We start from the raw sequence: 20,660 nt of genomic DNA, 5'->3' as shown, positions 1-20,660 counted from the left end.
ACATATGAGTAATGTAACACTGCATTCACCCCTGAAAACTAAAACCTCGCTCAAACGACTTTGGGACAAGCTGTTTCAAGGTTTGGGTATTGTATGCATTTTGCTGACAATGGGTGTTCTTATTACCTTGCTTTTTGATATATTCAGAACAGGTTTTGATCGTATCAGCTGGGATTTTATTACAGGTCATGCCTCCCGTAAAGCAGAGCTGGCAGGATTATTACCTGCTCTGGTAGGCACTACATGGATGATGTTGCTGACAGGTGTGCTGGCTGTTCCTACAGGAATAGCTGCTGCAATCTATCTGGAAGAATATGGAAACAATAATCGGTTTGCTTCCTTTCTGGAAATCAATCTTTCTAATCTGGCAGGTGTACCTTCGGTCATCTATGGTATTCTCGGCTTACAGATCTTTGTGCGGCTAATGCATCTGGGGGCCAGTTTTCTGGCTGCGGCCCTTACGCTTTCACTGTTGATACTACCTACACTTATCGTTACTACACGTGAAGCGCTTCGGGCAGTGCCTTCTACCATCCGGGAAGCCTCCTATGCATTGGGTGCTTCCCGGTGGCAAACAATCTTTCATCAGGTGCTGCCTCAGGCTGCTGGTGGCATTCTGACTGGAATCATTTTGGCTTTGTCAAGAGCAATTGGCGAAACAGCGCCACTAATAGTACTGGGAGCAAAGGTATTTGTTTCCTTGCCCCACTCGCTGTCTGATCCCTATACGGTATTACCACTTCAGCTTTACAACTGGATTTCCAGGCCGGAGAAAGCCTTTGCAGTCAATGCTTCGGCAACCATTATTCTCTTTTTACTCATCACATTTGCCATGAATGCAGTCGCTATTTATCTGCGAAACCGATGGCAGAAAAAACGATTATAGGTTCTGAGACCACGTTTCTCAACCATCAAGTGAATTAACCATACAACGTTATTTACCTATGCAAAGTCAACATTCGTTCCCTGCCAGTGAACCTGCTGCCAATGTGTCTGAAAAAGTTCAGAAACAAGGACAAACCCAAACGTATGGGCAAGTACATCAACCTGACCCTTCTCAAACAGCCCTTACCACGCCTTTTATCGATGTACAAAACCTGTCATTCTTCTATGGACAAAAGCAGGCACTTACAGCTATTTCCATGCAGATTACAGCCAAAAAAATTACAGCCCTTATTGGCCCTTCCGGGTGTGGTAAATCTACCTTTCTCAGACTGCTCAACAGGATGAATGATCTGATTGATGGTGTACGGATTGAAGGGCAGATATTGCTGGAAGGACAAAATATCTATGATAAACACTATGATGTGTATCAGCTCCGCAAAAAAGTAGGTATGGTCTTTCAAAAGCCCAATCCCTTTCCTAAATCTATCTTTGAAAACGTAGCGTATGGCCTTCGGATTACTAATTCGCTCTCAAGAAATGACATCAACCAAATTGTGGAACGATCACTCATACAGGCAGGGTTATGGGGGGAGGTAAAAGATAGTTTACATAAATCTGCATTGGCCCTCTCGGGTGGGCAACAACAACGCCTCTGTATTGCCAGAGCCTTAGCCATTGAGCCAGCTGTATTGCTTATGGATGAACCTACCTCTGCCTTGGACCCGATTGCTACGGAAACAATTGAGCAGATGGTAAAAGAGCTTAAGCAATCCTATACTATCATTGTGGTTACCCACAATATGCAGCAGGCTATGCGGATCAGCGATGAAACGGCCTTCTTTTATATGGGTGAACTGGTCGAGTTTCAAGATACAGAACAACTCTTTTACAGCCCCAAAAATGACAAGACTCAGCACTATGTCAATGGAAAGTTCGGATAAAGGGGATAAAATGTAATGATTTATAAGGTGTCTAAACTGCTTGCTTTACAGAAGCGATCAAGTATACCCAACCTTATATATTGCTGGAAAACTTGCCTAACTAGTTTTTGTGACATAACCATCCAACATCTGCTTATAGGTTAATCTGCACATAAATGCATCTGTGTACACTTAATGGGATTTGCTTCAAAAAGCAGGCACGCTATAGAATAACATGCCTGCTGGAGGAATTATGCGTAATCGTATACTAAAAGCAAACAAACCATAAAACAGCCTGTCTGCTTACTCCTTATGAAGGACGTAACATATAAAGGTTGTATACTAAAGTAGATAGAAGACAGAACATTTTAACCCCCTCTACTAAAGCTTAACACAGATATAATAGAACTATATTTTATCTATACAAATGGTAATCGTCCGATAAAAAACAGGCAGGTTATAGGATAACCCGCCTGCATGGAGTAAGTTGTGTGATTGTACCAGAATCATCCAAATGTGTAAAGCAAGCGAACTACACAGTAGTTGGTCTGCTTAGTAAGGACCCCAAAAAATAACTATACGAATGATAGACTAAAAAAATAGAAAAAAATGGAAAAAGCATACAAGCTCCATTACAGAATGTCGGCTTTGTATGATTCAAAGCTTTCCTATACACAGTATATGCAACAAGGTCGCCTGACTGTAGTGATTGACCATACAGAGTCTATCTTCACTGCCAAGTTAATCACAGGAAAACGATCAGAAAACACCTCTGGCAAGTCTTAACACAGATATAATAAAGCCTATGTAGAATACCATCTAAGGTTACTGGTAAACTACAGAAGGTAACAGTAAAGTAAAAAAGTCGGCATAGTACAAGGCGGGATTGTTACAAAGTCTCATATCTGTTTTGTTAGTACAATATGCTAGTATGATTAACTAAGTGTCTATAGTATGATGCTACCATAGATCAAACACATCTGTAAAAACACATCTGTAAAATAGAAGCTACTTTTGAATCTGTTTCAATGTATCAATCTTATGCGAACAATATTTATAGTGGTGAGTGTCGACCTGTGGAGTGTGTTTCTGGTCATTACTGACAGTTTCTACGTATCCTCTTCCACGGGTAAGTTAGTAGCCGATGGTATGGTAGTAATAAGTCTATGTCTAAAACACTAAAGCCGATCTGTACCTGGATCGGCTTTAATGTTTTATATCTTCCAATTTTTACAAGGACTTGGAACAAAATTAGATTATTCAATCTGACATGGGTTGATCTAAATCAATCAGCGTTGTAATTCTTGTTCCAGTTTCACTTACCGATGCAGTTTGCGTGCCCTTAAAAAACTGAGCAGCTCCTTAGGACGATCGGTTTGAATCACATTAGCACCTTTTTCAATTAACCATTCATAACTACCTTTCAGATCTGTCTCGGAACGGTCATCATCATGCCCTCCATTCAGACTAGCCCATAAGGAGTTAATCCATATTCTTGACCCCCGCTTTTTCATCGTAGTAAAATAGGAAAATAAAGACGAGGTATCACGCGTAAAAGATAACTCAAACGCTACAGGTTTTAACTGAGATTGAAAATCATCAATGACTTTGCGGGCATTCGGATCATCGAGCTTCACCATTGCCATATAAAATAATTTATCCAGAAGTACTCCGTTTTCTTTTTTTACCTGATCAGCACTCAGATAGTATCCTTTAAAGATTACATGATCTATAGTTCCGGTACGTTCCAGTATGGGATAGGCATCGTTAATAAATTCATAACACTTATCCAGATTGAGCATTACCTTACCTTTGGCAACCTGCAAAGCTTCTTCCAGCGTTGGTATCTGGTGATAAGTCACACGTCCCAGTCCATTGCGCAGGTGTAGTTTACGCAAGGAATCCAGCGTCATGTCCATTACATGACCTTTTCCATCAGTGGTACGGTCAATGGTCTGATCATGCATCAGCACCAGATGGCCGTCTTTGGTTCGTTGCACATCTATTTCTACTATATCCACTCCCATTTCAATAGCCAACCGGATCGCGGCCAGTGAGTTTTCAGGAGCATTGCGCCAGTCACCCCGATGGGCTGCTACCAAAACTTGTTTGCCTGTGGGATTTTTAAACTCTTTAATAATGGAATCAACTTCTCTTTGTTGTGCCCAAGACGGAACAATAATAAGAAACAGTATTATTGAATATAGGATTTGCTTCATGATCTGATTCTGATAAAAGCTATTTGATAATGTATGGTCGTTAGTATCCAGTGTTTTGTTTGATAGCGGGATCTGTATTAACCTGTGACTGAGGAACAGGCATAAGCAGATGATGAGTATCTATGGTAACAGACTTGTTGTTGGCTTTAAACCAGCTATTCATCACCTCGACAGCCCTGTCAGTTCGAAGCAAGTCAAACCAGCGATGCCCCTCTCCTACCAGTTCCAGCCTCCGCTCCAGGTCTATGGCTTCACGCAGATCCGATAGCGAAGCTGCTTCTGATGGTAACAGATTGGCCCGCTGACGAACCTGATTCAGATAAGTAGCTGCCTCGGTTGTTTTCTCCAGTTCATTTTCCACTTCTGCCAGCATCAGCAATACGTCTGCATAACGTAACACCACCACATCACTACCTCCATCTGTAATCAGGTTCGATGGCTTGGTTAGCTTGCCATTGAAAGGTATTCCTGAGGAGGTAAGTTTGACATAGGTGTCTTTACGCAGGTCACTCTGTTGGTAGAGGGTATATAAACTTTTGGTAGGCAGATTATGCCCTTTGGCACCTGTCTGGGTTCCGGATGGACTAAACTGCTGAAACATCGTACTTCCTTCTGTATTCCCGTTGATTCCGGAAGCAAACTGCACGGCAAAAATGATTTCTTTATTGTTTTCATTCGAAAGGCTAAATACCTCTGCAGGTGTTGTCATCAACAGATGCTGGCCAGAAGTGACAACAGCCATCAGCTGACTTTCTGCCAGTGAATACTGTTTTTGGGTCAGATAGACCTTTCCCAATAGTGACTGGGCTGCTGTTTTGCTTACCCGTCCAGGCTGAGAGGAAGTGGCAGGAAGCGTTTCTATCGCCTGTGTCAAATCCTGGATAATCTGCTCATACACTTTGTCAGCTGCTGTACGACCCTGACCAAAATAGGCATTAGGATTAGTGGTCTGCCCTGTTACCAGAGGCACATCACCATACAACCGTACCAGGTTAAAGTACAGCAATGCCCGGATGAATCTCATTTCTCCTTTGCGAGCCTGCTTTACCTTTTCATCCTGATAGGGTATAGCATCAATGCGGCTAAGTACAACATTGGCTTTTTGAATACCCTGATAGGAATCCCGCCAGGTTGCCGTTACAATTCCATTGGCGGGAATAGTTGTAAACTCATCGAGTTGTCCATACATCCCGTCATCATTGGCAGGCACTTCATCGTAAGTGTTGTCAGAAGGAATCTCTCCAAAAGCAGGCAGATACAGTCCATATAACCCATTGAACTGAAGGTTGGCATACACAGCGTTAACATATTCTTCTACCTCGGTTTCGTTGCTCAGAAATACACTCAGATCTTTGGATGTAATCGGGTCCTGGAAAAGCTGGTTGGTACACGAGCCCAGCACAAGCAAAGCTCCGGTAAGCAGATATATATATATTTTAAATGGGACGAGCATTGATATATATTTCATGGTTTTATTACAGTTTTAAAGTGAAGACAGAATAGCATACTGTTTCCAGTTAGAATAGCATACTGCCCATGTATGGATAGATTGGTCATGGCTAAAATCAGAAAGACAGATTAATACCCAGAATGTAGGATTTGGCAATAGGATAATTGGTATAAGATAGTCCGGATGTAAGTACATCAGACGAAGTGGCCTCCAGATTGTATCCACGGAATTTAGTGAGTGTAAACAGGTTATTGGCTGCAACATACACCCGCGCATTGGTTAGTCTGAGTTTAGAGGCAAGGGGTTTGGGCACAGTATAGGCTAACTGTATATTTCGTAACCGTAGAAAGTCACCATCCTGAAAAAACAAATTAGAGGCACGGGATAACTTTCGGGCAGCGGAGAAGTTGCCCATGTTGGGTTGGGCTAAAAAGCCGTCCGGATTTTCTGTCGGATGGTAACGATGCGCAAAATAATAAGCATCTGGAACACCAAACCCCTCACCCGATTCGGATTGCAGCGCCAGTGATCGTTCATAGGTTTTTCTTCCCTCAACCCCTGCCAGCGAAAAATTAAGCTCAAGGTTCTTATAGGTTAGGTTACTGCTCAGGCCATAGGTAATCTTAGGCATATACGTACCAAATCCACGCTGATCATCTGTGTTAATCACACCATCTTTGTTTCTGTCTTCTATTTTGTAGTCACCTGTCAGGGTTCCGGAAAGATGGGGTGTAGTATTGATCTCCTCCTGAGTCTTGTATACACCTGTAATTGTATAGCCATACAACTCGGCAATTGGACCACCAACCTTTGTGACAAAATTACTTTCTGATCCTTTGATGATTTGTTTCTGTCCGGGCGCCAGGGCCAGTACCTTGTTTTTATTAGTCGCAATATTGGCGCTAACCTGCCATTGCAGTGGTCCCAGCGTAATTTTTGCAGCAGAGATCTCCAGTTCCAGCCCGCTGTTTTTTACCTTTCCGATATTTTGGATAGACGAACTAAAACCAGACTGCTCTGGAATAGGTACATCCAGTAGCAGGTCTTTTGTAATAGATGAGTAGTAATCAATGGTTAGATTCAGCTTGTTCCATAAGCTTACATCCAACCCAACGGTAGAGGATGTTTTGGTTTCCCAAGATAAGTGATCATTGGGCGTTGTTGTGGCAGCAAATCCGGAACCTAACGTACTGCCAAATACATAATTGGAAGAGGATACCAAGGCTTTCGAGCTATACGATCCTATCTGGTTGTTACCAGACTGTCCCCAGGTAGCTCTGAGTTTGGCAAAGGTCAGCACATCTGAAAATGGATAGAAACCTTCCTGGCTCAGTATCCAGCCAGCGGTAATGGATGGAAAGTTACCCCACTTGGTATTTTTACCAAAACGGGAGGAGCCATCTCTTCTCATAGTTAATGAAAGCAGGTACCTGTCCAGAAACGAATACTGAATCCGGGATAGGTAGGAAATCTGCACCCATTTGTATCGGTTAGCTGTAGCTGTAAATGCACTCGCGCCTGCAATATTGTCCAGTGTATTGTCGGCTATACCCGAACCGGTTATTTCTGTGGTAGCGGCAGATTCTTTCTGAAAAGTATATCCTGCCAGTACGTTTATATCATGATTGCCCAATGCCTTTGCATAGGTAAGTGTATTCTCCCACAGATAGTTGATCGCCGAACCATCTGTCTCTCTGGCAATGGCTGGTTTGGGAGCTGCGCCTCTGTATTGTCCTACATCGGAAGGATTGAAAAAATCATAGAGACCGCTTCTGTAGTCAGCGCCAAGCAGGGTTTTAAACGTAAGTCCACCAGGCAGTCTGGCGGATAAATACGTATTGCCAAAGGTACGGAAGTTGTTGCGTTTGTTTTTTATCTTTTTTGCCAGAGCTACAACGCTCTCTCCCAAGGCCCCATCTTCAGGTGTGTTGGCAATAATCTGATTGCTGATAGCTAGTGTACCATCGGGTTTATAGGGACTGAAAAACGGATACATAATCAGCATGCCTGCTATGGGATCATTGGAAAAATCGGTATTGTTATCAAAGTAGTTTTGCACGGTATACGACGGATTGGCTATGATGCCAAAATCAAATCTGTCTGATAGCTTAGAATCGACTTTGATCGTAGAGCTGAATCGTTGTAATCCATTATTAATCACAATACCCTGCTGGTTAAAATAGTTGGCAGAGACATAGTAATTTGATTTTGCAGAACCTCCTGCAATAGCCAGATTATAACTACTGATAGGAGCAGCACGAAACAACTCATCTGTCCAGTTGGTATTGGTAAGGCCAGGCTGTTTATCCAGATACGGTTGTAGGTAATTGAGTCTGAGCTCCCGTAAACTGGCCCCTTTGGAAAGTCGCGTAGCCCGGTCATCGTCTATACTTCTGTTTGCAGGATTTTTGGAAACGTATCCCCAGTCTCTGGCTTCTGTAAAATACTCGGCAGCCTGATAGGCATCGGCATATTTGACCCGGTCAGCATGCTGCTGAAAACCATAATAAGCATCAAAAGATACGGTTACCTTTTCATTTTTGCCTTTTTTGGTTGTAATCAGGATTACCCCATTGGCAGCCCGTGAACCATAAATAGCCGCGGAAGCAGGATCTTTCAATACATCTACCGATTCAATATCGGCTGGATTAATGGAGTTAAACGAAGTTCCTTCGGATAAGGGAAATCCATCCACTACAATCAGAGGAGCTCTGCCAGCTGTCAGTGTTCCAATTCCTCTGATGACAATCTGTGGATCTGTTCCCGGCTGAGCGGAAGCATCGTTGATAATTACCCCTGCCGCCTTTCCCGATAGTTGCTGAGCAAAACTACTGCCCGCATAGCGGTTGAGTTCTTCTGACTTTACCTGAGAAATCGCTCCGGTAACATATTTTTTCTGCTGAGCTCCATACCCTACCACTACTACCTGATTCAATGATTCCACAGAGGCTATCAGACCTATGCTCACTTTTGTCTGTGTCCCCACCTTCACCTCTTGTGGGATATAGCCTATAAAGGAAAATACCAGTATAGCATCTTCATTGACAACAGTGAGAGAATAGGCACCGTTTGCATCTGTAACTGTTCCCTGTGTAGTGCCTTTCAGACTTACACTCACACCAGCCATAGGAGCACCTGTTTGCGAATCGGTGACAATGCCCGAGACTGTTCCCTGTGACTGTTGAGGAGCAGTTGATTTCTCTTTGATCAGGATGAAGTTATCCGATTGCTGATACACGACCGGATAGGCCGACAGAATTTTGCTTAGTACCTGACTTAGCTTCTGATCTGTTCCTTTGAACGAAATTTTTTCCTGCATCGGAACCAGGCTTTCATCACAGATAAAGGCACAGTTTAGCTTTTTTTCTATCTGATTGAGTGCATCACGTAATGTCACATCGTGGAACTCTACCGTCAGCGACTGGTTGAGAAGGTTGTTTTGAGTATAGGCATTTTCGGCATATCCCACCAGGGCGAATACACGCAAAAACAAGCCTATCAGCATGCTGTATCTCATAAATTTTAGTAGGGCAACAGGTATCCTATGTCCATTTTTTTTCATAATTTTGAACGTTTTTAATGGTGATTAAAGACAATAAGGCCCCACAATGAGTGAATACTCATTGATTTCGTTGGTAGCGAAAGCCGGGGAAGAATCAAACCGGAAGTGTTGGTAGCACTTTCGGTTTTTTTATGCAAGAATTTGGTAGCTTATTATTTCATACATGATACAGCGGGGTTTGGTTACACATAGTTTAAGTACATATAGTTTAGTTACACATAAGGATTGTTCGTTATTCTGCTTTGATGCTTTACCAAATAATTGACAGGTTACGCATTTATAGTTTAACAGTTTATAAGGTCTAACAGCCATTGCCATGAATCGTAATTTTCCTTCCAGTTTGTTTATACCGGGCTCCCAGATAGGTACATAAAACCGTCAGTACCTCTGAAAGAGGCTTATTATCAAACCGAGCCTTTAAAACACACTGATTCATCTGAGCATTACTTAATTCAATCGAGACATTATAATGCCTGTTCAACGTAGCCACTATCTCACCTACAGAAGTCTTTTCAAACACCAGTTGCCCGGTAATCCATCCCTGGTAAGCCTGTAAATCCTGAAAAGCCTCCTGGCTTAATTTGTCTGTTTTATGATGATAGACTGCTTTTTGATGAGCATTCAGAAAAACCTGTGAGGTGGCATTGGTCACACGTACTTTTCCGTGAATGACAGCTACTTCTGTTTTCTCTTCATTTGGATAGGCTTTTACATTAAAACCCGTTCCAAGTACTTTAGTCTGAAGCTGGCCACTCTGTACCAAAAAGGGCTTATCCGGGTTTTTCATTACCTCAAAAAAGGCTTCCCCTTCCAGATAGACTTCCCGTGTTCTTCCTGTAAATTGAGCCGGATACCGAAGTAAACTAGCCGCATTCAGATACACTTTGGATCCATCCGGTAAACTCACCACTGTTCTTTTACCCGCCGGATTATAAATCTGTGTATACACAATTGCCTCAGGCTTCTGTAACCAGTACAGGGCAATACCACTAAAACAAAGAATCAACAAAATAGCGGCAGCCATTTGCCAACGGTTGACCGGATTATTTAGGAGCAAGCTATTTCTGATCCAGACATGAGGAAATGAAGTTTGACGTTTTGGTCGCTCTACACTTTCTACCTTTGCCTGAATGTTTTCCCAGATTTCGGTTTCCAGGTGTATTTCATTGTCTAGGTGTATTTCATTGTCAATCGGCATTTCATTTGTAAGGAGTATTTCCTGATCCCTGATGTGACTATCCCCAGACTGATTGGGAGCAGGCTTGTCCATTTTGGATTCATAGGCATAATACCACTGCTCAAGCTGACGAATTTCGTCTTCAGTTGCTGTATTAGACAGGTACTTGTCGATTAAATGCTGGACTCGTTCGGTATTCAAGGAATATATAGTAGTGTTTCATACTATAAGTCACACAACTTACCCTGATCCCTTACTGTGTTGAATAATTTTTTTACTTTTTTCAGATAGGATTAACTAAGATGGATTAACTAATGAGATATCAGCCAGGATATGAATAGCGATAAGAACAAAGATTTGTATGGATAAAGGAAGAAGTTATACTTAGGTACAGAAAAAAGACAGACAATATTGAAACTTGAGGCTGAATACTAACCGCATACATTAATGCTTAAAAACCACCTATGCTGATAAAAACGAAAACATATAAAAACTCGCGCAGTCCGATCCGTAATAATCGCAAGGCTTTGGACATATGCACTTCTACTGTTTTGGGCGAAATCTGAAGCAGTTGGGCGATTTCCTTTAGTGAGCGTCCTTCATTGCGGCTAAGCTCAAATACCTCCCGGGATCTTTCAGGCAGCTTTTGTATCTGATCCTGAACAGCATCTGTTACTTGCTGAAAGTGAATCTGTTCTTCTGTGCTATGGGATAATGCAGAACTCTGCTTCAGAATAAGCGTATGGTGACTTTGATGAAGCGACTGGTTACGGATGTAATTTAAAATTTGATACTTGAGTGCAGATGACAGATATCCATCGAGCCCTTTTGTAATCGTTAGATCTTCACGTCTTACCCATAAACTGGTAAATAAATCCTGAATAATGTCTTTGGCAACTTCTGAAGACTTTACATGGTAGAGAGCAATCCGGTAAAACTTTTTCCAGTATTTTTTGTAGATCAGATTAAATACATGCCTATCGCTGGCTTTCAGCAAAGCAAGTAGTTGATCGTCTTCTGGAAAAGGAGCGTCCATTAAGATGTAAGCTGGGACATGTAAATGATAAATTCAACAGCAAAAATAGCGGAACAGGAACAATCGCTGATTAAGACAATGTTAAATTTACATATTGCTTTTTTTTACCTATTCCTCTCCTGGATGTTATCCTTACTATAACACAGGCTTGTATACAATTTGCACTAGACCTTTCGTGAATGGTTATAGTATTTATATTGTACAGATAACCGATAGTGTAATCAGCCTAGTAAAGAAGAACAATTTCAAATGGAAGTTGACCTTGTTTTTATTAACAGATACTATTATCTGTTAATAAAGGAATAATTCTGTTTGCGAACACACTTTACGAGTATACTTATATGAATGAACAGATATCCGAAAAGTATACTCGCACCTATAGCAGGAATCGGTTCGTGAATATATATAGGTATCCCAATTACCAGACCAATTACCAGTAGAAACAAAACGACATTACTCACATGGAGAAATTGTGATTTTGTAAAATAAGATCTTTTAAGAATCATAATATAAAACAAAATCTGATTTAGTAGCAGAACAATACCTAAAACCATTAAAAGAGGCATTAAGGTGAGTTGATCTGGAAAATGTATGCTTTCACCTTCATAAATGTGTTTTGTGGCTTCTCTGATTTCCGTGATTAAAAGACCACAAAAAGTACAACCATACAAAAGAGAGATAACACTCCACAGTCCCATAAGTAGATTGAAAAATAACTTTCTCATCAGAAAACATTCACCAGAGCACATTCATACAAAAGCTTAAAAGTACAAGTTATCCTCTACAAATGAGAGCTTCCAGTTTTATCAAAATGTAAATTCTCATTTGCAGCAGCCTGTCTAATTGAACCAAAGCTTCCTTTTTAAGAATCTTCAACTAGCTAAACTTTTTTCAGCCAATTGCTTTTGACCTTTGTTACAGGGAAAATAGTAGAACTGATCTATACCTACCTGAGAGTATTCTACTGAAGCATATTATATCGAATGGGAAAATCACAACTTTTTTCAATCTGTGGCAAGTATTACCTAGTTTTTAAATAAAATTATCAGAGTTTTATCTTGTTAGTGGAAAACTTCAACACTCACAGACTGTATTTTCTCACTGTTTAGAAATCACATATTCTCTGTTACGATTTCTTTTCGTAAGCGACACAAACTTCATAGTTTAATAAAACTGAGACTTACTGTCTTTGTAAAATAGCTTCTAGTTTTGAACCCCATTTGAAAAAAATTACAAGCAGTCATTATATGCGACCAATGTTCATAGCTGTTATTCTGAGTTTATGGAGTATATTTCTAGTCATTACAGGCATTTTCTTACTAAGTTCTCCTACGGGTAAGTTAGTACCAGATGGTATAATAGGTGCAATTCTCTGTCTGAATGTGGTTATCTTCTATGTAAAGAATTTTCTTACAGGTATAGGGATGAGAATAGTTACTATACTCTTGTTTCTAGGCAGCTTTTTTGGCCTGTTATTGATACTTGTCGTCAGATTTTCAGTTGCTGAATGGATTTATTTCCCGCTTTTTCTGCTTTTATTAGCTATGCATATACTGGCTTTTTATCGTTCTATCAGGTCAAATACACGGATTTAGGAGAAACAGAATGTACAGCTTGTAAAGAGCAGTGATGGGATACATGTTAGTCAGATACATGTTAGTCAGATACATGTTAGTCAGATTCAGGATCAAATCTATACCCTACTCCTTTTAGGGTTTTAATGTAATCTACTCCAATTTGCTCCCGGATTTTACGAATGTGAACATCTACTGTACGGGGTGTAATATAAACCCCGGCTCCCCACACATAGGTTAGCAGTTGATCACGACTAAATGTATTCCCTTGATGTTTAGCCAAAAAGTACAATAATTCAAACTCTTTTTTGGGTAATTGTAAGATCTTATTCTGGTAAGTAATAGTATAGCTAATACGATTAATTTTCAAATCCGCTATATGTAACTCATCACTTGTCTTAACCTGTTTATGCTGCTGACGAAATAAGGATTTCAGACGGCTGACCAGTGCACGGGGTCGGATTGGCTTACTAATATAATCATGTGCCCCTATATCAAAAGCAGCTACTTCGGCATACTCTTCCACTCGGGCTGTCAGATAGACAATAAATGTATGTTTTAACGCAGCTATCTGTTTTAAAAGGCGTCCAGCTTCAATTCCATCCATCACAGGCATAGAAATATCAAGCAGGATTATGTCTGGTAGAAAAGTTTGAGCCAGTTGTAGTGCATTTTTCCCATCCCGACTAGTTTTGACCTGGTAACCTTCCTTACTTAAGGTGTACTCCAGCAGTTCTACAATATCTTCATTGTCATCTACGACGAGTACCTTGTACCCTTTCTGTATAATGATAGGATGATTCATATACGTAAAGGGATCTATGTAAAGGAGGTGAAGTGATAGGTATTTAGAACAAATTTAGCAAGATTCTTCAGATTCGTTTCTGGTAGCCTGGACTCTTTGCGAACTTTAGTATAGAAGGTAAATACACATTTCAAGATATAGTCGCGTATGTATGTAGTTAACATGTAGTAATTAGTAGGGACTTACCAAGAAGCTGGCACAATGTAAACAAAATAAAACACCCGATTAAATTAATCAGGTGTCTCTTATACTCTTACTGTAAATTGTAGATATTACATCTAATTATACTATACTACATCTAACTATGCTATTGCTACAACCTAAAGGCTGTGTAAGTAAGCCATAGTAGAAAGAAGTTTGTGGAATCTAAGGAGGTTTGTTCCTTTTCTATTATATCTACCTCGCACTATTTAAAAGCACTAGTTCAAAATGTTTTGACCCTCGACTACATACTATGTTATCCTGTAACAGGCTTTACTTTTGAAGAGGAATCCTGGTTAAAACTTCCCTGAATTCGTTTGCTTTCTTTGCTTAATGCCTCTGAAGCCTGCCCAATCCATTCGCGCACTTTTTCAGAACCAATAAAGGAAGTTAATGCTGCGCCAGCTCCGACTGCCCCTAACAAGGTGAGCATAGTTTGGTTATCCTTCACAAAAGGCTTAACACTTTTCCACAAACTACTCTTTTTTTTGTTCTTCTTTTTCTTTGCCATTTTCCTATGCTTTATATTATTAAATTGTTAATCATCTTAGGAAAAAGAAAAAAATACTATGCCTAAAAAGAGTAAAAACATACTTATGTTATCAAATTGTTAAAAAAATATTAGTAAAATATTATCAAATAAAAATAGTTGGATTATCTTTGATCTCCGTTCCATTAAAATAATCTATCTCAAAACCAACTTCTTATGAGTAAGACCAAGAAGGGAGAGAAAAAGGCTGCGCCTAAGACTTCCCTAAAAAAACTCCTCCTCTCTCAGATCACCACCCAAATTCTACAGGTGTTGCAGACAAACACAAAAACAAATGAGAAAGGCAAAACTGAGCTGCCCAAAGGATTAAAACTTAAAAAACTTATCAAGAAAGCAGGCAAAGCTGCCCGTAAGCAATTATTTAAGAAAGAAGCTACCAAAAAAGTAGAAACCAAAAAGAAAGAACAGGTAAAGAACACAGATGAGCCTGCTGTACCTATAGTGAAAGATATACCTGCAGCTGCTGAAGCAACAGGTAAAGCTACTCCTGTTCAGTCTAAAGCTAAAAACAAAAACAGTGTAAAAAGCAAAGAAGCAGCAACAAGTAAAGTAGCTACCAAAACTAAAGACATTTCGTCTAAAAAAGCATCTGAGTCTACTGTTGCTCCACAGAAAACCGTGAGTTCCTCAACTCAGAAAGATTAGTATCTTCTCTGTTTGCCAGTACATACGTTCTGATAGGACACTCATCATATATAAATACAATTACAATCAAAGCCGGCCTGTTGAAGATCGGCTTTGCTGTTTAGTATCATTTTTATGTCTGTCTAATCCAGGCCTGTCTAAAAAAACTTTTATAGCCAAACCATATGCTCTCAATTTTGACTCCCCAATACTTAACTACTTAAACAAGATAGACACAAATAAATATTCCCTCCTAAAGTAGCCCTTATTGTTTAACTATCCGGCTTGAGTAACAACACGTCCCTTTGTCTGAAGAGTGATCAGATAGATACCTTTGCTCATACTAGACAGGTTAACTTTACTTCTCCCTTACCAGAGTTTTGACTGGTTTGATATACCACTCTGTCTAACAGATCCATTCTAAAGAAATCGATAGAAGGTTTGATTGCTTCAGCCAGCAGGAAACATAAATTGAGATAGTTGATCACCAAGTTGTCCAGCAATTCTAATTAACAGAGATAAGGTGTATACCTTTTTTTTGATAGTAGCACAACCGAACTTAGTTCTACTTAAAGCTGGCATAGTTCTTTTTGTATGATGGTATAGTTTTAACTAACAAACGTTTACTTACGATTTAAAATAGTACAACTATGGGACTTTTAACCTGGATTATCTTCGGACTTATAGCTGGTGCCTTGGCAAAACTGATTATGCCAGGTGACCAATCAAACAATTGGCTTACTACTATTCTATTAGGTATTGTAGGAGCCGTTATCGGTGGTTTTGTCGCTTCTGCCATTGGCTGGGGAAGTGTAGATGGCTTCAATTTCAGAAGTCTGCTCATCGCCATTGGAGGCTCGTTAGTATTACTTTGGATTTATGCAATGGTAGCCCGACCACGTAGTCGAACCAGAATTTAAACAAACATACTTTTTAACAAACAAGTCACTGAGTATATACTCAGTGACTTGTTTGTTTTATACATTTGATGTTAATTCAGGAAAGTCAATTTACTTGAGCTAAGCTGGAACAAAGAAGCTTGTCCCAGCTTTGTTATCCAATTGGCTATGCCCGACAATTTTGATGTTCGGTGCATAACCCAACACATCTCCAATACCAATCAGCTCCTGAATTTACTGAAGGACGCAACGATCCATGGTAAAACATACTGAATAAGTCACCTAATTTAAAATTATCTTTGCCACAAGTGGATTCACAACATTCGTATTCCCTTCTATGGTAGCCCGTACGATGTAAATTCCATAGCTCAACCCACTATTTTTTAGCGAAATTGAAAATTGTTTCTCATCTGACTCTTGTTTGATTTTCTGCTGATACACCACCCTACCGTATATATCCAGGATTTCCAGTTTTCCAACGCAAGGTCCTATTCCTTTTAGATGTATTGTTAATTGGTCATCAGTTGGAACAGGCATTACAACCATACGGGGTTTTTCAGGATCTGAAATTATTGTTTTAGCTCCGCTACTAGGTTGTGTAGGATAAGATGTTGGCAGATTTTTAAACTGAGCTTCATTGATATCCAAGGGTTTATTAATAGCTAAATTGGACGGCAAATCGGAGGGCTGGCAGTTACAATCCAGACCAGTAGCTATACGTGCTGTTACAGCAGAGGGTTCTTTACCTTGAACGGCATTAGCATCAATCGGTGAACCAGTGACACTAGCTTTAGCTGTTGAAATAGTTAATCTGCTTATATAAAAAGTAGACCCATCGCTTCCCGGACGGCTGGGTGCAACAAGTGAGAGAATGCCATTACGGGGATTTGTTAAGTAACTTTTGATCAGGGAAGAATTCATACCATAGAATTGTAGTTCACAGCGGCGATTCGTATCATTCTGGGTTAAATCAGTTTCTCCATGAAACATATACATTTTCATCGCATATTCATTCACCCAGAAATACAAACGAACATTGGGCACATCATAGTCATACATCTGAGTATTCCAGGACGGAATGGCAAATGTTTGATGTCCGGTCGGTGTGTCTACTCTTCTTTCCACGATTAATTGCCCATTGTATATATAAACCATCAAAGCATTATTGAAACTATAGGTACTTGGCTGCATTCCTATACCAAATAGTAAAAGTTTTTCAGCAGGATTGCTTCCCACTGTACTAAAAGTCACATCAACGCTAAAGCCACTACCAATCTGATTTCGGATTGTTTCCGGAAGATAGTATCCATATACATTTCTATAATCTCTCTCAATAAGATAAAAATTGGTTGTAGATGAAGGTTCTACGGTTAGTGAACTCTGAGCAAAGCAAATACGGAAACTACTCAGAAGCAAAAACCAAAGAATGCATTGGATAAGTCCCAGATAGGTTATCCGGTAGTATTTCTTTTGTTTCATGATACACAGGTTAAAAATTGTGTTTAGGGGCGTTTGGTTTTAGGGTTATATCTGTTGTGTAATTCCAAAATACTTTGTACAAGATCCGGACGATCTGTCACAATTACTCCAGGATAGTTGGCATAAGGTAAAGAAGGATTATATGATGGTGGTGCAATCGTAAATTCAGGATTATTACGGGCATCCACCCCTAGGTCTACCAATCCGCTCGAAGTCAGATCCTGATCGGGCGAGGTTTTGCTGTACCAGGCATCAACCGTACCGCTGGGAACTCCACGGCAGTCAGTAGCAATTTCCCAGAAGGCTCCCGTGCGAATGCCACGTTCTTTGGTATAGGCAATCACGGACTTACCGCCAAACTCGGGTAAGGCTTTCAATAGCACATCTTTGGTTGCATCATTGTATTTGTAGATGTACTCAAAAGTAATCACAGAAGGCACATTGATCCAGCCATCAATAAATGCTTTGGTGGGAGGCACATACTTATCGGGTTGTGACTTACTGGCATTTTTCACAACAATAACCACTACATTAGTTTTATAGGCAAAATCGTTCCAGACATTACGGCTTGGATCAGAGAGATAAGTTTTTAAAGTTTGTGCCGATACCTCGATGGTTGATCCGGGTTTGAAGATAATTTTATGCAGCCCGCCCGCTGCCTTTGCTTTTTGCAGGCACTTGTAAAACGTATCCAGATAGCGGTCTTCTTCTTTTTCCTTAATATCCAGCGAGAGCAGAACAGGCTTGTCACCGCTCTGAATATAGGCAATCGCATCATCCAGTCGAGACACTGGCTCACTGGTCGGTTGCCCCCTCCGATCTCTCATCCGTCCGTCTTTGAGGGCCGGATAGGATACCCAGGTTCCTCCATCAGCTTTTGGTATATTAGGAGTTGCGGTGTTATAATTCAGATTTTGAATCCAGGCAGCTTGAACCTGAGTATCCGTTTGGCTGCCTGTATCCCAAGTTGGATACTCCTGCCCTTTAGTCTCCTGAAAGCTAATCATACGATTTACCTTCTGGTCGTGCAACAACACCAGTTCTCCATCTTTTGATTGCTGAACATCCAGTTCTATAGAGATATATTTACTATCGTATCCATTGCGCAACGCTGCCATACTCCCTTCGGCCACATTTCCATAACCCCAATATCCACGATGTGACGTAACAATGACCTGATTTTGATCGCCTGTACGTATTTCATTTAAGGCTTGGCATTCAGCGCTAGTTTTACCAATGCATGCATGCCCCGCAGGTAATCCCCATCTAAGGTTTTCTAAAGAAGAGGCAGAGATACCTGGGACCAAAATTCCTTCCAGAATAGCATTCTTAACACTGACTTCAACAATGACCGGATGTCTAGCAGACTGCCATCTGATACATTGAGGTGGAACTGATCCAAAAGTAGAATGAATTGATTTGAAAATAGTCATAAACCAAGATTCCTTCTTATACTCGCTGCATTCATCATCTACTTGTACTTTTGCATCCTTGGCTAATTCTTTCGTCCAGATACTGGGCACGGAATTGAATCCGTTATCATTAAACTTTTTCAAGGAAACCGACCAGGCTTTGGCTACCCAACCAGATGTTTGCAAATCAGAATAACATCCATAAACCAATTCTCCTTTTCCATCCGATTTCTGAGCATCGTAAGCAAATACCTTAAGAGTAACATTGCCTCCAGAACTGATCGTAGCCTTGATACCCTCTAGATTATTTTTAGACTTATTTCCACCCAAGTAAAAAAGACTGCCATAGTCGAGTTCAATCATCTGGTTGATGGTTGTACCAGGATTAGTTTTAGGATTTGGCGATGTAAAAATACGCTCAGGGCTCTGCTGAGCCAAAGCCGAGAAAAATGATAGCATTAGCGCTATCCAACACAGAGTGCAGCTAATGTTAATTGTATAATATTTCATCTTCAAAGATTTTTGTGAGGATTAATGGGATATTAAGGACTATATAGTTAATCCATAGTAGAGGAGGTTTTAGAAGGGATGCCTGAAGACAACACTTTTTTGAGATCTTCTACTTGTTTAAAGAGTTGCTCATATTGCCCTGCCAGGTCTTTATACTGATCCAGTTGGCTTTTCAACTCTTTGATCTGCTTCTCCTGTTCAATTGCATACAGGGTTAACTCTTCGATTTTGACCATAAAGTTCTTGCTCATCATAGCCAGGCTCATCCCATCTTTTTGCAGCTGGGCAGCAGAAGGAATGCCAGGCAGGTGCTGGTGCTTGCCAATGTATTTTTCAACTTCGCTGAGTGGATGCAACGTGTAATCACTTGAGAAAACATAGTCTCCCCAATCCTTTACTGCCCCGATGGCAAAGTCTTCAGAAACAACACCCTTTTCTACCCACAAGTAGTAATTGGCAAGTAAGGAATCTTTTACAAATTCGTGATTAATGCCATTAGGTTCAAAATTACCAATGTAGGTTGGGCCATTGACAGTCAGGGTAAAATCTTTCTCAATGTAGTTGGTATTAATTGCCAATTGAGCTCGCTGAGTGGTATCATATAGACTCAGATCGTGGAAATATCCATACAGTAATGGGTTGGTTGCGCGGGATTGGTTATTAATCATCAGAATTGACTTATTGGCAGGAAAGCTATATCCATCTCCAGACGAATAGCCGATCAGCACATTGCGACTTTTCAGATTTGTGCTATTGCTACCTGTATTAGCTCCCAAAAACACATTCCCTATTCCATCTGTGACACCGCCCGAAGAAGATCCAATCATTACATTGCTCTCACCTGTAGTTAGTAAGTTGCCCGAGCTATAGCCGATATTGATATTGTAAAGTCCGGTGGTAATCGAATTACCAGCTCTACTACCTAGGTTGATATTATATCGGGCGGTTGTCATTTGATAACCGGCTTGATAGCCTATATTGCTGTTGTAACTACCCAAAGTTAGAAATGCCGCCGCCTGAAATCCGATATTGGTATTATACTGGCCAGTGGTAAGGCTTATACCAGCCTGAGCACCGAAGTTTGCATTGTATTTACCATTAGCAATAAGTGCTTTTCCGGCACGGTAGCCAAAATTGGCATTATAATCGCCTAGTGTTCCGGCTTCGGTACCATAATAAGTATTTTGTGCAAATACTGACTGGCTTTTCAGGATTATTTGCCCGAAGAGCGAGATAAAGATCAGTAAGCTTTTTAGCCCATCAAATGTTAGAAAACAGTTTTTCATAAGATGATTTGTAATTAGTGATATAGATGGATTTGGTAGTATAGAATATAAGAAGTGTAGAATAGAGTAAG

General features: G+C 40.4%; 16 protein-coding genes. 6 read left to right on the top strand and 10 right to left on the bottom strand.

What is annotated here, in order from left to right:
• Positions 1 to 4: 4 nt before the first annotated feature.
• The 3 genes from pstA to QNI15_RS20765 all read left to right on the top strand — a co-directional run bounded on the left by pstA (position 5) and on the right by QNI15_RS20765 (position 2,591).
• Complete coding sequence (gene pstA / locus QNI15_RS20775) at positions 5 to 886, top strand: phosphate ABC transporter permease PstA (RefSeq protein WP_314033315.1); 882 nt, start codon at positions 5 to 7, stop codon at positions 884 to 886.
• A gap of 58 nt (positions 887 to 944) precedes the next feature.
• Positions 945 to 1,826 (top strand): phosphate ABC transporter ATP-binding protein PstB, encoded by an 882-nt coding sequence (gene pstB, locus QNI15_RS20770; RefSeq protein WP_314033314.1) that lies wholly within the window; start codon positions 945 to 947, stop codon positions 1,824 to 1,826.
• Positions 1,827 to 2,414: 588 nt separating this feature from the next.
• Entirely contained in the window at positions 2,415 to 2,591 is a 177-nt protein-coding gene (locus tag QNI15_RS20765; RefSeq protein WP_314033313.1) for a hypothetical protein, read from the top strand.
• Between the two features lie 533 nt (positions 2,592 to 3,124).
• Here the strand turns inward: QNI15_RS20765 and QNI15_RS20760 are convergent.
• The 5 genes from QNI15_RS20760 to QNI15_RS20740 all read right to left on the bottom strand — a co-directional run bounded on the left by QNI15_RS20760 (position 3,125) and on the right by QNI15_RS20740 (position 11,249).
• Positions 3,125 to 4,024 (bottom strand): glycerophosphodiester phosphodiesterase family protein, encoded by a 900-nt coding sequence (locus QNI15_RS20760; protein WP_314033312.1) that lies wholly within the window; start codon positions 4,022 to 4,024, stop codon positions 3,125 to 3,127.
• A 40-nt stretch (positions 4,025 to 4,064) separates the two neighbouring features.
• Positions 4,065 to 5,492, bottom strand: a complete 1,428-nt coding sequence (locus QNI15_RS20755; RefSeq protein ID WP_314033311.1) for a RagB/SusD family nutrient uptake outer membrane protein — start codon at positions 5,490 to 5,492, stop codon at positions 4,065 to 4,067.
• 97 nt (positions 5,493 to 5,589) lie between these two features.
• Positions 5,590 to 9,036 (bottom strand): SusC/RagA family TonB-linked outer membrane protein, encoded by a 3,447-nt coding sequence (locus QNI15_RS20750; protein WP_314033310.1) that lies wholly within the window; start codon positions 9,034 to 9,036, stop codon positions 5,590 to 5,592.
• Between the two features lie 301 nt (positions 9,037 to 9,337).
• Positions 9,338 to 10,414, bottom strand: a complete 1,077-nt coding sequence (locus QNI15_RS20745; RefSeq protein ID WP_314033309.1) for a FecR family protein — start codon at positions 10,412 to 10,414, stop codon at positions 9,338 to 9,340.
• A gap of 250 nt (positions 10,415 to 10,664) precedes the next feature.
• Positions 10,665 to 11,249, bottom strand: coding sequence for an RNA polymerase sigma-70 factor (locus QNI15_RS20740; RefSeq protein ID WP_314033308.1), 585 nt, complete (start codon positions 11,247 to 11,249; stop codon positions 10,665 to 10,667).
• Positions 11,250 to 12,496: 1,247 nt separating this feature from the next.
• Between QNI15_RS20740 and QNI15_RS20735 the strand changes: the two genes are divergently transcribed.
• Positions 12,497 to 12,844, top strand: coding sequence for a hypothetical protein (locus QNI15_RS20735; protein ID WP_314033307.1), 348 nt, complete (start codon positions 12,497 to 12,499; stop codon positions 12,842 to 12,844).
• A gap of 76 nt (positions 12,845 to 12,920) precedes the next feature.
• Here the strand turns inward: QNI15_RS20735 and QNI15_RS20730 are convergent, their stop codons facing one another.
• Positions 12,921 to 13,628: a response regulator transcription factor gene (locus QNI15_RS20730; protein WP_314033306.1), complete on the bottom strand. Its 708-nt coding sequence runs from the start codon at positions 13,626 to 13,628 to the stop codon at positions 12,921 to 12,923.
• A gap of 457 nt (positions 13,629 to 14,085) precedes the next feature.
• Positions 14,086 to 14,340: a hypothetical protein gene (locus tag QNI15_RS20725; RefSeq protein ID WP_314033305.1), complete on the bottom strand. Its 255-nt coding sequence runs from the start codon at positions 14,338 to 14,340 to the stop codon at positions 14,086 to 14,088.
• Positions 14,341 to 14,535: 195 nt separating this feature from the next.
• Between QNI15_RS20725 and QNI15_RS20720 the strand changes: the two genes are divergently transcribed.
• Positions 14,536 to 15,024 carry a hypothetical protein gene (locus QNI15_RS20720; RefSeq protein ID WP_314033304.1) on the top strand — a complete coding sequence of 163 codons (489 nt, stop codon included), beginning with the start codon at positions 14,536 to 14,538 and terminating at the stop codon, positions 15,022 to 15,024.
• Positions 15,025 to 15,653: 629 nt separating this feature from the next.
• A complete protein-coding gene (locus tag QNI15_RS20715; protein ID WP_314033303.1) occupies positions 15,654 to 15,923 on the top strand; it encodes a GlsB/YeaQ/YmgE family stress response membrane protein in 270 nt (89 codons plus the stop codon).
• 261 nt (positions 15,924 to 16,184) lie between these two features.
• Here the strand turns inward: QNI15_RS20715 and QNI15_RS20710 are convergent, their stop codons facing one another.
• The 3 genes from QNI15_RS20710 to QNI15_RS20700 all read right to left on the bottom strand — a co-directional run bounded on the left by QNI15_RS20710 (position 16,185) and on the right by QNI15_RS20700 (position 20,589).
• Complete coding sequence (locus tag QNI15_RS20710; protein WP_314033302.1) at positions 16,185 to 17,381, bottom strand: T9SS type A sorting domain-containing protein; 1,197 nt, start codon at positions 17,379 to 17,381, stop codon at positions 16,185 to 16,187.
• Between the two features lie 23 nt (positions 17,382 to 17,404).
• Complete coding sequence (locus QNI15_RS20705; protein WP_314033301.1) at positions 17,405 to 19,252, bottom strand: glycerophosphodiester phosphodiesterase family protein; 1,848 nt, start codon at positions 19,250 to 19,252, stop codon at positions 17,405 to 17,407.
• A 98-nt stretch (positions 19,253 to 19,350) separates the two neighbouring features.
• Entirely contained in the window at positions 19,351 to 20,589 is a 1,239-nt protein-coding gene (locus QNI15_RS20700) for a hypothetical protein (protein ID WP_314033300.1), read from the bottom strand.
• Positions 20,590 to 20,660: the final 71 nt, after the last annotated feature.

This window comes from Xanthocytophaga flava (assembly GCF_030068545.1).
GTDB classification, from domain to species: domain Bacteria; phylum Bacteroidota; class Bacteroidia; order Cytophagales; family 172606-1; genus Xanthocytophaga; species Xanthocytophaga flava.
Note: the sequence above shows the minus strand (reverse complement) of the source record. Positions and strands in the feature narration are given on the sequence as shown.